This is a genomic window from Pedobacter sp. W3I1 (assembly GCF_030816015.1).
In the GTDB taxonomy this organism is placed as follows: Bacteria; Bacteroidota; Bacteroidia; order Sphingobacteriales; family Sphingobacteriaceae; genus Pedobacter.
In genome coordinates, this window is sequence record NZ_JAUSXN010000001.1 from 433,580 (window position 1) to 447,425 (window position 13,846).

Here is a 13,846-nt window from a genome sequence, read left to right on the forward strand (position 1 = left end):
CTAAGGACTTTTGACTCCAAACTCCCAACTAAAAACTCCAAACTAACCTACCTCGCTTTCCCGGGGCTTATGCCGAATTTTTTACTAAAGGCACTGCTGAAATGCTGTACAGAAGAATAGCCTAATTCATCTGAAATATGTTTAATGTTTTTGCTGCTATCGGCCAGGAGTTCTTTAGCCCGCATCAGTTTGTAATCGCTTAAATAGCCAAAAACGGTATTTTTAAACACTTCTTTAAAGCCTTGTTTAAGCTTAAACTCGTTTATCCCTGCAATTTTGGCCAGTTCAGTTAAACATGGCGGATGGTTCGCATTGGCCAACAGATATTCTCTGGCATAATAAATCCTTTCTTTATCATATGATTTAAAGGCTGGACTTTCTGTTTTCTTTGCCGCCATCTCGAAAGCTTGAGCCTGTAGTGCCAAAAGCTCCAAGCATTTAGATTGAAGGAACAACAATTTTAATCCTCCTGTAAAATGGCAATTCATAATATCGTTGATACAGCTGTGCATCGCCAGACTGATCGGTAGGTTTTCTGAGGAAATTTCTACTGAACGGTTATTCATGATATTTTCGGCAAAATTCTTTAATAGTACACTGCTCTCGCAGGTTAAATCAACAAAACGTGATCTTTCGAAATTTACCTCAAAAAATTTATGCGGACCACCTACCGTAAACTCTGCCATCCCATCAAAATCAGGGCTATAGATAATATTGTGCTGATTGGCTTTAATATCCAGGCGTTTGTTAGTGAGGTAATTTTCCATGATCCCACCGCCCGTGATTGAAAAATGAAGCTCAACCATATCAGGTTCGTCAAAAGATTTAATGCGCAGACGGTTCTTTTTCACCAGCATATCGCCGTAAACAATGTAAATACCCGAAAAAGCGATCTCCACAATCTCTGCATCGCCAAAACGGAAAGCTGTATTTATCCCTCCGCTCGGTTACCAATGCCTGATTAAGGGCAGTATTGTCGATTTTGTTCCCTACAATATAATATCTATCGTCGCCATCGTAAATGTTTAACGCCATAAAATCCTTTTGATATAAACTTTAATCCTTTTGGTATAAAAGATCCGTTTGTTAGACAATTACTTTTGTTCAAAGTTACTAAACAAAAGAATACGATGCCTAAATTACCTTCATGGCTGGCCAACACGATGGAAAAAGTGATCAGCAATAAAATATATCAAGTAGAAGTTGTAGCAACTAAAATGTTAAGCAGCAACTTAAAGTGCATTACATTTAAAGGAGATTTTTGCGATGCTAAATTTGTACCGGGAAACGAAGTGCTTTTAAGGGTTAATGCCAATGAATACAGGCATTATACTTTATCTGGCTTTGATGAAGCGCACGAAACCTGCGAAGTTATATTTTACCTAAACAGACAAGGTCCGGGCCATCGCTTAGCGGTGAACATCCAAAAAGGAGATCATTTGAAGCTTATTGTAGATCGTGCCAAAGTAAAATACAACGAAGAATCTAATCAGCATTTCTTTTTTGGTGATGAAACCAGCCTGGGTTTGTATGAATCGCTAGGGAAAAAAGTGGTAGACGAGGATGTGGAATATTTTGGCATTTTAGAGCTACAGGAAGAAAACCTCTGCGCTGTTGAACAACTAAATTTGTTGATCGATGTGGTACCTTCTGATGTGGATACTCCGGCTAAAAATGCCATCAACTGGATGGAAAACATGCACCCGATGTGCTGGGAAATGTGGCAAAATGCCACGTTTTATTTAACTGGCAGGGCCAAATCGGTACAGGAATTCAAAAAATACCTTAAACAAAGAGGTGTAAGCTTTAAGCAGATTGTTACGATGTCCTACTGGGAAATCGGTAAAATTGGTGGCGGATAACCTACCTCGGGAAGGTAAAACCGAAGCCAAGAGCCAATGTTTGATTCGCCTGTATTTTGTTCGTACCTGTATCATCATCAAATAGCAACACGCCTGTTAAACTGGTGTTCATAAAACGGTTGATCTTTGCCGTTAAAGCAATATCTAACCTGTGATCAATTTTACTAGCCCTAAAATCCTTGTATGGAATGAACATGGCATACCGGGCTTTTAAGTTTGTATTGGTGAAAATATCTTTGTCAAAAGCACTCACAATCTGGAAAGCGAGCTCGTTTTTAAACTTTTTTCCTTTTTCAACTGCATAAACCTCGTTTTTGTTGTCGTATACAGCAGTGTCGAGTACAAAGGTCTGCCTGGCTGTACCTGTACCTATCCTGGTTGAGAAATATTTAACAGGTTTATATTCAAAACCGATAGATTCTGTTAAATACCCTGGTGCCATAAATTTTGAAATCAAAACCTGTTGCTCGTCTCCGTTACCATCTCTGTAATATCTAAAACCTTTATCAAACTGAGATTCAAAGCTTACCGATCCGAAAAAATACCAGCTTTTAGACAATTGAAACGAAGCTTTATTATCCCAAAAAATACGGTCGTTGGTTTTCTTTTGTAATTGATCTTTATTTTTGATTTTGCCATATTGCAAAACAAGCTCACTTACATAGCTATAGCTGTTTTTGTTGTATTCTGCCTTCCAGTTTAACAAACCGCCAACCGCCACAGAGTTGGTACCCCCACCTTTCCAGTTGTTACTGAATTGGGCCTGATTAACATTAATGCCGATGTTGGTCCTTGTTTTCCAGTAATTAATCTTGGCATTTACAACCAAGGGCTTAATTTTTACAGGTTCAAAGTTTAATGGCCCTTGTCTGCTTGGCAACGGACTACGTTTTAACTTTATATTCAGGTCTTTTGTATTGATCGGAATAGTATCAATTTCCTGTGCATATAATTTTGTAGAGCAGAAACTTAGAATCAGGATTATGGCAGCTAAACAGTTCTTCATTACCTACAAAGAAAAAGAAAAATTTTATAGATAAAAAGCATTTAACAAAATGATTGTCGGATTGACAATTGAAGCTAAAGTGAAAGTGGCAGTTTCATATCTTTTTGATCCAACCATACCAATTACCATTTTTTAGATAATTTAGGTCAGTTTCATAGTCGTAGGCCTCTTTCTCAAAAACAATGTTCCGATAGGCCAGATCGTGTTTTTTGTATCTGATAAGGTTGATCAGATAGTTGAGCAGGTATAAGATATAAAATGGGAATACCAGTAATTCCAACTGCTGGCGCAAATGGATTTTCTCGTGATTAATAATCTCCGGATCGTTTTTAAGCTTTGCCGTTTTTAAAAGGATAAACGGAAATATAGCCATGCCGGCTGCCGGGAGTTTTTTAACGATCAGGATGGGCGCTTTCACAACTTATCGATCGTTATTTTGGGCAAGGTTGGCAATTGTAAGGCTTTAGGATTTAACCGGTAGCTTTTATAGGCATTCCGGATGAAAAGATTAAAGGAATAATCTGTTGCATCCAATACAAATTGATAGGTAGGGCGATACTGCTGCATAAAATCGGTCAATTCAGCATCTTTTATCCCTAATACCTGACTAACCAGACTGGCATTGAAACGATAATCGATCAAATCTTCACGATAATCTTTTTCCAGGATTTTTTGGAGGTGACGGGCATTTCTTCCTTGTTTGCTTAACAGGTTATAGATCGCATCGATCCCTAAACCAACACCTCCATTACCTAAATTCAATAAATCTTTACTACTTCCTTTCATGGTTTGGTAACGATATTCCTGAACGTTTTTTTCGTATTGCTGTTGCGGGCTCAATCTTTTTTGTTGAATAAGTACATCGCGCAGTCTTATACCCAGCGATCTGAGTTGAAAGTATGCGGCAGTTTGTCCCTTAAAAACAATAGTATCTACTCCGTAGCCTGATAAAGCCGCAACCAAAGTATCGCCTGGTAGCGCAAAGGTGCTAAACTCGCCTTTCGTATTGTTGTATAAACCGTCGCCCGTGCGGATATTATAGATATAAACCTTGGCCAAACGCTGCTTGGTTTCTTTATCAATAACAATTCCCTGCACAGGTTTATTCTGTGCATGAAGCCATGTAGAGAAGCCACAAAAAAATATAAAGGGAATAAAAAATTTCATTAAGCTACAAAACTACAAATATCTGGCAGGCTATGTTTGTACTTAACATTATTTAACCTTAAGTATTTGACCTAGTTTAATGGCATCTGTACTCATTTCGTTCAGCATTTTTAACTGATCAACCGTTAAATTAAAACGTTTTGCTATGTTATAAAGCGTATCTCCTTTAACAACGGTATAAGTGCCATCAGCAAGAATGGGTTTAGCGCCTGCAGGTGGGGTTTCGACTGGTGTAAATTTAGCCTTTTCCTGGGGGATATTTTGATTGATCTCTGAAAAAACACGATCTTCACGGGCAATCTTTTGCTTTTCGCTTTCCGATTGATCGTATTGGTAAAGCTGGTATTTTTCGATGGTGTTGATTAACAAATCAGGATATTTGGGATTGGTTGCATAACCTGCTGTTTTTAATCCCTGTGCCCAACTTTTGTAATCGTTTTTATCCAGCTGGAAAAGAAAACTATAACGCTTGCGTTTTAAAAATTCAGAATGATCTCTAAAAGATTCGCGGGCATCTTTATACACCCTAAAGCAATCGTTTTTCTGGTCGTCATCGCGGAAATAATTTTTTCCTTTCCAATCTGATGTGCATTTGATGCCAAAGTGGTTGTTTGCGTATTTAGCCAGATCACTGTTTCCACTACCCGATTCTAAAATTCCCTGCGCCAAAGTAATACTTGCAGGGATACCGTTTGCATTCATCTCTTCTACCGCTACGCCTTTAAACTCATCAATATAACTTAAGGTATTGTAGCTTTTGTACGAATTGTTATTGGCTTTGTTGGCTGCTTTTTCGATCTGTTTGTTGTTTTTAGAAAATTTCCGCGAACAGCACGAGCTAAAAATAACAAGAATTGCCGCTAATAGAATATAATGATTGTATGAACGCATTGGTGGATATATGGGGTTAATTGGTTAACTGTGAACTGAAAATTGCAAACTGGATATGGGTTAATTGTTTAAATCGGTTAATTGGTTAGCTGTGAATTAAAAATTGCAAACCAGATAAGGTTAGTTGTAAAATTCGACTTTGAACTTAGGACTCTTAGCTTGAAACTCTCAACCCCAAGCTCCTAACTCAAAACTTCAACTTCTGTCCTGGTTTTAAGGTAGCTTTTTTTATACCGTTTTTTTGCATGAGGGCCTTAACGGTGGTACCTTTCTTTTTGGCAATTATACTCAGGTTATCTCCAGATTTTATGGTATAAGTTTTTGTTGTTCTTCTGCTTTTTGTGCGGTGGCGAACTGGTGCTGCATACACGGGCTCTTCATACCCCTCTGGCCGCTCGTCGTATTGATAGAGTTCATATTTTTTAATTAACCCAATTACCTGGCTGGCCCAGCTTCTACTGCTGGCATAACCACAGCGGCGGATGCCGTAAGCCCAGCCTTTGTAATCGTATTGACCGTATTTTTCAAAAAGATTATTAAAAGGCTGGCGGGTTTCCATAATTTCTACAAAATGACTATAAGATTCATCTGCATTTAAATAATCGCGATAGGATGAATGGATTTCGGTATTGTTATTCGAACCTTTTACCCCAAAATGATTGTTAAGGTGCTGTGCAATTCTACTGTTTCCTGAGCCCGATTCATGGATGGCAACAGCCAGGATAATACTGGCTGGGATTTTATGGTCGTGCATTAAACCCTGTGCATATTCTAAATGCTCCGCAATATATTCTTCTGTGTCTTGTGCTTTTGTAACAATTCCCGTTAAAAGGAGCAGACAAAAAGTAAAGATTTTCTTAGTCATGGTTAACTGTACAAATTGTTTAATGGGTTAAATGCACGATTAACCGATTAAAATAATTAACCGATTAACCACTATATGTTAAGCTTTCTTCCTAATCACAAACAAACCATCGCGAACAGGTAATATCAATTTCTCAACCCGTTCATCTGCAGCTATTTTATCATTAAAACTAGTAATATTTCTGGTGTCTTTATCCTGTTTCTCCTGAAGTACTTTTCCACCCCATAGTACATTATCCACAATGATAATCCCACCTGGGCGAACGCGATCAAAAATGAGATCGTAATAGGTGCCATTGTTTTTCTTATCTGCATCTATAAAAACAATGTCGAAAACTTCGTCTAAACCCGCTATTGTGGTGGTGGCATCACCTAAGATGTAGTTGATCTGATTGTTAAATGCAGATTGGGCAAAGTTACGGCGAACCATATCTTCCAATTCCTCATTAATATCCAGCGTATACAGTAGACCATCTTTTGTTAAGCCTTCAGCAAGGCATAAAGTGGCATAACCGGTAAAAGTGCCGATTTCTAAAATCCTTTTAGGGGAAATCATTTTGCTGAGCATGCTCAAAACCCGGCCCTGATAGTGGCCAGATAACATACGGGGCATTAAAACTTTAAGGTTGGTCTCGCGATCTATCTGTTGAAGCAGTTCGCTTTCAGGTTCGCAATAGGCAATTAGTAAATCTTGTAAATCGTCGTTTATTAGGCTCATTTGTTGGTTATAAACGGTTACTTTCCATAAAATATTGTAAAATGATGGTTGCGGCAATGGTATCAACCCGATCTTTATCTCTTCTGTCCATTTTTTTTAGGCCACTTTGCATAATGGCCTGATGGGCGAGTTTAGAGGTAAAACGCTCGTCGACCCAGTGCCTTGGGATATCAGGAAATGATTTTTTTAACAATGTAGCAAAACCCTTTACGTGTTGTGCCGAATCAGACGGAGAACCATCCATTTGTTTTGGGTCGCCAAGCACAAAAGCCTCAACCTGCTCGGTAAGCATGTATTTTTTAACATATTCAATCACGTCTTTTGGGTGCACTGTGTCCAGCCCTGTTGCAATAATCTGCAAAGGATCGGTTACCGCAATGCCGATGCGTTTTGTTCCGTAATCAAATGCGAGGATCCGTGCCATAAGTTAAGCGTTGGGCGCCTGGCGCAAAGCGTTGGCCCATTTTTAAATTTTTAAAAAGCCCAAAGGTAAGGTTTTTGGAATAATCGGTAAATCTAAGAGGTAATGCGTTGGTAACGTATACGTTATTGGCTAAAAAAAATGATTTGTTCATTTTTTGGAAAGCAAAACCTGTAGTACTTAGGTATGTCCAGTCCTGCTGTATGCTTTAGCTCTCATGCTTCGGGGCTGCCGCTTCCATCAGGTTTAATTAACGCAGGCCGGTATGGATTGGGTGAAGCTGCAGGCGTACTATTTGATATTTCCGAAGAATTACTGACTTAGTTAACTAAACCTGATAAAGCGTAAAGCCCACAGCGTAGCGAGGACTTGAAGCGATAGCAGGACTTTCGGAACCGAAACGCACGATGCTTTGCTTTTCAAAATGTATAAACACATAAATTAACCGCAGGACTAATGAGACTCTGCCAGTCTAAACTCCATGGCTTAGGGATCTATTAATGTTAAATGTGTGTTTAAAAAGTAAGATCATGATGTCGAATGTGTGAATCTCATATCTATTTCTTATTTTGCACCAAATGCAGTTTAAAGAAATCATCGGACAGGAAAGAGTGAAGCAACAATTGGTGCAAACGGTTAAAGAAAACCGAATTAGCCATGCGCAACTATTTTTGTCGCCTGCTGGTTCTGGTGCTGTACCGCTTGCTATTGCCTATGCACAATACATTAATTGCCTTAATAAAAGCGAAAATGATAGTTGCGGCGAATGTTCGAGTTGTAGAAAATACGAACGTTTAATTCATCCCGACCTGCATTTCTCCTATCCTTTTTTTGCCTCGGCAAGTGTAAAAACCGCTGTAGATGTATTGGAAGAATGGCGGGCCATGTTAATGCAGGATCCTTATTTCGATATGGATATCTGGCGTTCCAAACTCGATGCAGCCAATAAACAAGCCAATATTAACATTGCCGAATGCCACGATATTATTTAAAAAACTAAGTTATAAAGCCTTCGAAGCCGAAACGAAGGTTTTAATTATGTGGCTGCCCGAATATTTGGATAAGGCTGGAAATGCTTTGTTGAAATTAATTGAAGAGCCACCTGCAAATACTTTATTTATTTTAATCGCACAAAGTCAGGATCAGATTTTGACTACCATTTTATCCAGAACGCAAATTGTGAAAATTCCAAAGCTTTCATCAGAAGAGGTAACCGGATTTTTATTAAATGCAAGTGGATTAACGGAGCATCAGGCCATCGATTATTCATTTTTGGCTGATGGAAATTTAATTGAGGCAAAAGCCCTGGCAGCAGATACGCAAAGCGACAGTTCGGGTACATTTACGGCCTGGTTAAGGATGGGTTTCGGTAACAAAGTTCCCGATCTCATCGAGTTTACAGATGAAGCCGCGAAGTGGGGAAGAGAAAACCAGAAGAATTTTTTAAAATATGGCGTAAATTATTTACGCGAATGCTGTTTAATTTTAAGCGGAGCTGAAGAATTGGTGAAATTACCCCCGCTAACCTTCGAAACTGCAAAAAAACTCAGCACACATGTACTTACCTTGCCTATGGCAGAGGCCATAATTGGCGAACTGGAAAAGGCACATTACCACATTGAAAGAAACGCAAACCCAAAAATTCTGTTTTTAGATGTATCTTTACAATTGGTAAAAATTATCAAGTTTAAAACGCTCCCTGCGGGGACTCAATATATATACAATTAATATGGGATGTGGAAGTTGTTCAACAGGTGGTGGTTGCACCCCTAATGGATGCAAAAGTAATGGCTCATGCGGCACCGGTGGTTGCCAAACAATGGAAGTTCACGATTGGCTGTCTAATTTGGATATGCCTTCTAATTATAAACCTTTTCAGGTTACAGAGATCAAGTTTAAAGGCTCACGTAAAGAGTTTTTCCTTAATAACGACAACATTTACCTCGAAATTGGAGAGCTTGTTGCCGTTGAAGGACCAACCGGGGGCTTTGATGTAGGGCACGTTTCGCTTACCGGCGAATTGGTGCGGATCCAGATGAAACGCCGTAAAACTGCGCTCGATCAGGTAACCAAAAAAATATACCGTAAGGCTACAGAGGCTGATGTGGAGAAATGGAATGCCGCCAAAGGAATGGAATGGGAAACCATGCACAAAGCCCGTAAGCTGGCCTTAGATCTCCGTTTACAGATGAAAATCAGCGATGTAGATTACCAGGCCGATAAAACCAAAGCGACCTTCTTTTATACTGCCGATGGACGTGTCGATTTCCGCGAGCTGATTAAAAAAATGGCAGAAAGTTTCCGCATCAGGATCGAAATGCGGCAGATTGGGATGCGCCAGGAAGCCGGCCGTTTAGGTGGAATTGGCTCCTGCGGTAGAGAGTTATGCTGTTCTACCTGGTTAACCAATTTTAAAACGGTTTCTACAGCTGCGGCGCGATATCAAAATTTATCTTTAAATACATTAAAGCTTGCCGGCCAATGTGGTAAACTAAAATGTTGTTTAAACTATGAACTAGATACTTATTTAGATGCTTTAAAGGATATTCCCGATAGGATTGAAAACCTCGATACCGAAGCGGGTTATGCCCGTCATCAAAAAACAGATATTTTCAAAAAAATCATGTGGTTTAGTTACCAGGGCGATGAAAACTGGATTCCGGTTAAAGCTGTCCGGGTAAAAGAAATCATGGCCATGAACAAGGCCGGTAAAAAAGCACCTAATTTAAAAGAAGAAGCGGTGCTGATTGCTGCCCCTGTAGTGATAGAAAAATCTTTCGATTATGAAAATGTAGTTGGTCAGGATAGTTTAACCCGTTTGGATGAACGTTCGCGGGGTAAAAACAACCAGAACAAAAACAGTAATCAGAAAAATAACCGCAGCAATAGCCAAAATAGAAGAGAAAGAGCGCCTGCCGGAGAGAAGAATGCTGCGCCTAATAATAAGCAACAGCAGGCTCAACAAGGTGACCAAAAGGATCAGCAAGTTGGAAAACCACAGCAACAAGCGGTACCTAAACCACAGCATGTTAATGGACCAAAACCTCAAAGCAATAAGCCAAAACAACAGCCGCCGCAAGCACAAAAACCTGTAGTAAAAGCCGAAGGAAATGTAGCGGGAGAGGGTATTAAACCAGAACAGAGTAAAAACAAGAATAGAAATAACCGTAGGAAAAATAATAACCGCCGAAACAACAATAATGGCTCAGACAATAAACCTGCTGCTGAATAAAAAGCAAATAATTTTGCTTGGCTTTTTATTAATGGTTACACTATTTGTGGGCTGTACGGCCAGCGTAATCGATAGCAATGTAGAGATTGCCGATCGCCGATGGACCTACCGCAACCATATTTCGACAACATTTGAAATTAAAGACAATGCCAAAGCTTATAATATTTACTTCAAGCTTCGGCATACTGCAGATTATAAATACGCCAATATATTTATTCTGGCCCATTTTAAGGATGGTAAAAAGATGGTAACCAAGCGTTATCAATATAAACTGGCCAAAAATGATGGCGAATGGCTGGGCAGCGGCTCCGGAAACGTGTTTAGTTATACCTTACCCCTGCTAACCAATTATCGTTTTCCAAGAAATGGTAAGTTTGAAATCGAAATTGAGCAGAATATGCGCGATAACCCGCTATTGGAAGTAAGTGATGTTGGTGTTCTGGTCGATTTAGTTCAATAATAGCAGGTTCACTTATCCTCTTTTCAAATTTTATCTATTTTTCTTCAAGAATTATACGGATTGTTTGCTAAAACAAGTGTTTTTCAGAATTTTATTTTGTAATTGTTCGCTGCTACATAAAACTTTGTAATAAAATTGTTATTATTGTTTATAAACCTATGAACTATGATAAAAATATTACTCAAAAACTCGCTGTCCATTCTCTTCCTTTTAATTTCTACCCAGCTATTTGCGCAAGGCTTAAAGGGTAAGGTTACTGATTCTGCCGGTCTGGCTATTCCAGGTGCTACCGTTCAGGTACTTGGCTCAAAAGTTGGAACATCTTCTGATGGCAATGGACTTTACGCTTTAAAATTTCCGGCTGCCGGGGCTTATAAAATCCGCATTTCATTTACAGGCTATCAAACAGCCGAAGTAGCTGTGGATATTGACAATACCGTAAAAACAATGGATTTTGCATTACAGGATGCAAAAGAACTGTTGAGTGACGTAGTTGTCATTGGATCAAGATCAACACCGAGAACCAATATAGAGAGTGTTGTTCCCGTCGATCTGATTTCAACTAAAGATGTTAAGGTATTTGCCCAAACGGATTTAACTCAGATTTTAAACTTTGTGGCGCCATCTTTTAGCTCTAACCGGCAAACTGTTTCTGATGGAACCGATCACATCGATCCTGCTTCTTTACGTGGTTTAGGGCCCGATCAGGTTTTGGTTCTGGTAAACGGAAAACGCAGGCATACCACAGCCCTGGTAAACATTAACGGTACATTTGGACGGGGTTCTGTTGGTACGGATTTAAACTCTATTCCGGTTTCGGCAATAGAAAGGATCGAAGTTTTACGTGACGGTGCTGCAGCACAATACGGGTCGGATGCCATTGCTGGTGTAATCAATATTGTATTAAAAAAAGTAACACCCTATAGTTTCTCTACTTCTTTCGGGCAATCCTCATCCAGTGCCTTAGGTCGCGATTTTAGCGATGGCAGAACCTTTCAGGTTGATTTTAGCAAGGGCTGGGCATTTAAAAATGAAAAGGGTTTTATCAATTTTGCTGCACAGTACCTCCAAAGGGGTTATACCAACAGAGGGGGCTTAGATACCCGCCCATTATTATATGCTGCAAGCCCAACTAAAGGGTCAACAGAAACAGAAGCTGCTTTTCAGGCCCGTTTTGCAAGCTTAAAGGCTGCAGATGATGCCAGAGCAGCCGCGAACGGCTTGAATAGAAACAACATGCGTGTGGGTAATTCCGATTCTAAAAATGGAGGTGGTTTCTTAAACGGACAGTTTAATTTTGGTAAAACCACCCAATTGTATTATGCCGCTGGTTTTACCCATAAAACCGGAAGTGCAGCGGGGTTTTATCGCCTGCCCACACAAACTACACAGATTGATTTATCCATCTATCCTAACGGATTTTTGCCTTTCATCGATACCAAAATCAATGATTATTCATTTTCTGCAGGATTAAGAGGTAAAATAGGGACATGGGATTATGATCTGAGCAATACCAGTGGAGAGAATACCATTGCATTTAATATCAATAACACCGTAAATGCCTCTTTACCTACCGGGACAAGTCCTACTTCGTTTTATGCTGGCGAATTGCTGTTCAGACAAAACACAAGTAATCTTGATTTAAGCAAAAAACATACTTTTGACGGTGGTTTTCTAACTTCATTGAACACTGCATTCGGTGCAGAGTTTAGGGTAGACAATTATCAGATTAAAGAGGGCGAGTTGTTATCCTATTCAAACGGTGGAAGATTGATCGGAACATCTCCCACTGCCTCTGGCGCACAGGTATTCCCAGGATTTAAACCGAGCAATGCTTTGGATAAATCGAGGCATAACCTTGGCGCTTATGCTGATTTAGAAGCTGAATTTGGCCCAAGGGTGACTTTAGAAGCTGCTGGCCGGTATGAAAACTACAGCGATTTCGGATCGAACTTTTCTTATAAATTTACAGGTAAGATTAAACTTTTTGGTGATGTTTCCTTACGTGGAGCTTATGCCACAGGCTTCAGGGCGCCATCTTTACACCAACAATATTTTAATAATGAGAGTACACAATTTGTGGGCACAAATGCAACGCAGGTTTTAACAGTAAATAATGCAAATCCTATTGTTGCCCAATTTGGTGTAGGGGCATTAAAACCTGAAATTTCTAAATCAGGCAGTTTGGGTTTAGCGGGTAAGGTTGCCAAAACCTTTACCTTCACCATCGATGCTTATAACATTGATATCAGCGACCGGATTGTTTTCTCCAGTCAATATGCCCGCGAACGTTCTGGTGGCGTTTTAGTGCCAACAGGTGTGGTGAACCAGATTTTGAATACGGTAGATCCTTCCGCACAAATTAACAGTGTACAATTTTTTACCAATGCCATTACCACCAATACTGCAGGGATCGATGTGGTTTTAACCAATCGGTTCAACTTGGGTGCTAAAAGTAGCTTAATTTTAAGCGTTGCCGGGAATGTAAATAAAACCGTGGTGAGAAGCATCCGGGGATCTGATAAAATTGAAAGCGATCCAACATTGAAAGCGAAATTATTCGATCGCTTAGAGCGCTCCCGTTTCGAAAGCTCTGTGCCAAAAAACAAGCTGAATATCACTGCAACTTATAATGTGAATAAATTGTCGTTCGTGGCCAGAACAGTTAGGTTTGGTGAGGTTACTTATTTAAATGCCATCGACCCGAACATTCCTGCCAATGGTTTGCCAACACAGTTGGATCAAACTTTTGCCCCGAAATGGGTAACCGATTTTTCGGTTAGTTATACAGCAAATAAAACCTGGTCGGTAACGGTTGGCGCGAACAATATTTTTGATGTTTATCCAGATAAATTATACATCGATCCACGTAATAATGCAAATAACTTAAGCGGAGATGCCAGTACCAACTATTCAGGTGGATTAGACAATACTTCCAACGGCAGATTTTTATATCCCAGGGCAGTAAGTCAGTTCGGTTTTAACGGGCGCTATGTTTATGGTAAAATTGCCTGTACTTTTTAAGAATATCGATATATCGTCATTCTCAAAGAAGAAGAGTAAAGGAGTTGTGATGAAAGGTCTCTAGAATCGTCATTTCGACCGCAGTGGAGAAATCTTAACATAGTTTAAAGATTTCTCCATTCGCTGCGCTTCAGTCGAAATGACGACCGTTCTATGGAGTCTGTCAATGGTGGCCCGTCAAAGGAAAAATGGTTTTTTTTC

At 39.7% G+C, this 13,846-nt stretch carries 14 protein-coding genes; 6 read left to right on the plus strand and 8 right to left on the minus strand.

Features of this window, described 5'->3' with window-relative positions; genetic code table 11:
• Nucleotides 1-47: 47 nt before the first annotated feature.
• A complete protein-coding gene (locus tag QF042_RS01890; protein ID WP_307524780.1) occupies nt 48-899 on the minus strand; it encodes a helix-turn-helix transcriptional regulator in 852 nt (283 codons plus the stop codon).
• A 231-nt stretch (nt 900-1,130) separates the two neighbouring features.
• Here QF042_RS01890 and QF042_RS01895 point away from each other — a divergent pair, with 231 nt between their 5' ends.
• Nucleotides 1,131-1,862: a hypothetical protein gene (locus tag QF042_RS01895; protein WP_307524782.1), complete on the plus strand. Its 732-nt coding sequence runs from the start codon at nt 1,131-1,133 to the stop codon at nt 1,860-1,862.
• Nucleotide 1,863: 1 nt separating this feature from the next.
• Here the strand turns inward: QF042_RS01895 and QF042_RS01900 are convergent, their stop codons facing one another.
• The 7 genes from QF042_RS01900 to ruvX form a co-directional block, all read right to left on the minus strand.
• Complete coding sequence (locus QF042_RS01900; protein WP_307524784.1) at nt 1,864-2,868, minus strand: DUF3078 domain-containing protein; 1,005 nt, start codon at nt 2,866-2,868, stop codon at nt 1,864-1,866.
• Nucleotides 2,869-2,962: 94 nt separating this feature from the next.
• Nucleotides 2,963-3,286, minus strand: a complete 324-nt coding sequence (locus tag QF042_RS01905; RefSeq protein WP_307524787.1) for a hypothetical protein — start codon at nt 3,284-3,286, stop codon at nt 2,963-2,965.
• Nucleotides 3,283-4,035, minus strand: coding sequence for a hypothetical protein (locus tag QF042_RS01910; RefSeq protein ID WP_307524789.1), 753 nt, complete (start codon nt 4,033-4,035; stop codon nt 3,283-3,285). The genes QF042_RS01905 and QF042_RS01910 overlap by 4 nt, the downstream gene beginning before the upstream one ends.
• A gap of 48 nt (nt 4,036-4,083) precedes the next feature.
• Nucleotides 4,084-4,926, minus strand: coding sequence for a glucosaminidase domain-containing protein (locus QF042_RS01915; protein ID WP_307524791.1), 843 nt, complete (start codon nt 4,924-4,926; stop codon nt 4,084-4,086).
• Between the two features lie 187 nt (nt 4,927-5,113).
• Nucleotides 5,114-5,791, minus strand: a complete 678-nt coding sequence (locus tag QF042_RS01920; protein WP_307524794.1) for a glucosaminidase domain-containing protein — start codon at nt 5,789-5,791, stop codon at nt 5,114-5,116.
• 78 nt (nt 5,792-5,869) lie between these two features.
• Nucleotides 5,870-6,508, minus strand: coding sequence for an O-methyltransferase (locus QF042_RS01925; protein WP_307524796.1), 639 nt, complete (start codon nt 6,506-6,508; stop codon nt 5,870-5,872).
• Nucleotides 6,509-6,515: 7 nt separating this feature from the next.
• Entirely contained in the window at nt 6,516-6,932 is a 417-nt protein-coding gene (gene ruvX / locus QF042_RS01930) for a Holliday junction resolvase RuvX (protein WP_025141594.1), read from the minus strand.
• A 575-nt stretch (nt 6,933-7,507) separates the two neighbouring features.
• On the opposite strand from ruvX, the gene QF042_RS01935 reads away from it, so the two are divergent.
• From QF042_RS01935 to QF042_RS01955, 5 genes are all read left to right on the plus strand, one after another.
• A complete protein-coding gene (locus tag QF042_RS01935) occupies nt 7,508-7,921 on the plus strand; it encodes a hypothetical protein (RefSeq protein WP_307524800.1) in 414 nt (137 codons plus the stop codon).
• A complete protein-coding gene (locus QF042_RS01940) occupies nt 7,866-8,657 on the plus strand; it encodes a hypothetical protein (RefSeq protein WP_307524802.1) in 792 nt (263 codons plus the stop codon). The genes QF042_RS01935 and QF042_RS01940 overlap by 56 nt, the downstream gene beginning before the upstream one ends.
• A gap of 1 nt (nt 8,658) precedes the next feature.
• Nucleotides 8,659-10,161: a regulatory iron-sulfur-containing complex subunit RicT gene (locus tag QF042_RS01945; RefSeq protein ID WP_307524804.1), complete on the plus strand. Its 1,503-nt coding sequence runs from the start codon at nt 8,659-8,661 to the stop codon at nt 10,159-10,161.
• Nucleotides 10,130-10,621, plus strand: coding sequence for a gliding motility lipoprotein GldH (locus tag QF042_RS01950; protein WP_307524806.1), 492 nt, complete (start codon nt 10,130-10,132; stop codon nt 10,619-10,621). Before QF042_RS01945 ends, QF042_RS01950 begins: the two co-directional genes overlap by 32 nt.
• Nucleotides 10,622-10,786: 165 nt before the next feature.
• Entirely contained in the window at nt 10,787-13,645 is a 2,859-nt protein-coding gene (locus tag QF042_RS01955) for a TonB-dependent receptor (protein WP_307524809.1), read from the plus strand.
• Nucleotides 13,646-13,846 lie beyond the last annotated feature (201 nt).

Bases quoted from the DNA above. Each gene is read 5' to 3' on its own strand.
- QF042_RS01935 (WP_307524800.1), top strand. From the start codon at position 7,508: ATGCAGTTTAAAGAAATCATCGGACAGGAAAGAGTGAAGCAACAATTG.
- ruvX (WP_025141594.1), bottom strand. From the start codon at position 6,932: ATGGCACGGATCCTCGCATTTGATTACGGAACAAAACGCATCGGCATT.
- QF042_RS01945 (WP_307524804.1), top strand. From the start codon at position 8,659: ATGGGATGTGGAAGTTGTTCAACAGGTGGTGGTTGCACCCCTAATGGA.
- QF042_RS01925 (WP_307524796.1), bottom strand. From the start codon at position 6,508: ATGAGCCTAATAAACGACGATTTACAAGATTTACTAATTGCCTATTGC.
- QF042_RS01915 (WP_307524791.1), bottom strand. From the start codon at position 4,926: ATGCGTTCATACAATCATTATATTCTATTAGCGGCAATTCTTGTTATT.
- QF042_RS01940 (WP_307524802.1), top strand. From the start codon at position 7,866: ATGCAGCCAATAAACAAGCCAATATTAACATTGCCGAATGCCACGATA.
- QF042_RS01920 (WP_307524794.1), bottom strand. From the start codon at position 5,791: ATGACTAAGAAAATCTTTACTTTTTGTCTGCTCCTTTTAACGGGAATT.
- QF042_RS01950 (WP_307524806.1), top strand. From the start codon at position 10,130: ATGGCTCAGACAATAAACCTGCTGCTGAATAAAAAGCAAATAATTTTG.
- QF042_RS01900 (WP_307524784.1), bottom strand. From the start codon at position 2,868: ATGAAGAACTGTTTAGCTGCCATAATCCTGATTCTAAGTTTCTGCTCT.
- QF042_RS01895 (WP_307524782.1), top strand. From the start codon at position 1,131: ATGCCTAAATTACCTTCATGGCTGGCCAACACGATGGAAAAAGTGATC.
- QF042_RS01910 (WP_307524789.1), bottom strand. From the start codon at position 4,035: ATGAAATTTTTTATTCCCTTTATATTTTTTTGTGGCTTCTCTACATGG.
- QF042_RS01955 (WP_307524809.1), top strand. From the start codon at position 10,787: ATGATAAAAATATTACTCAAAAACTCGCTGTCCATTCTCTTCCTTTTA.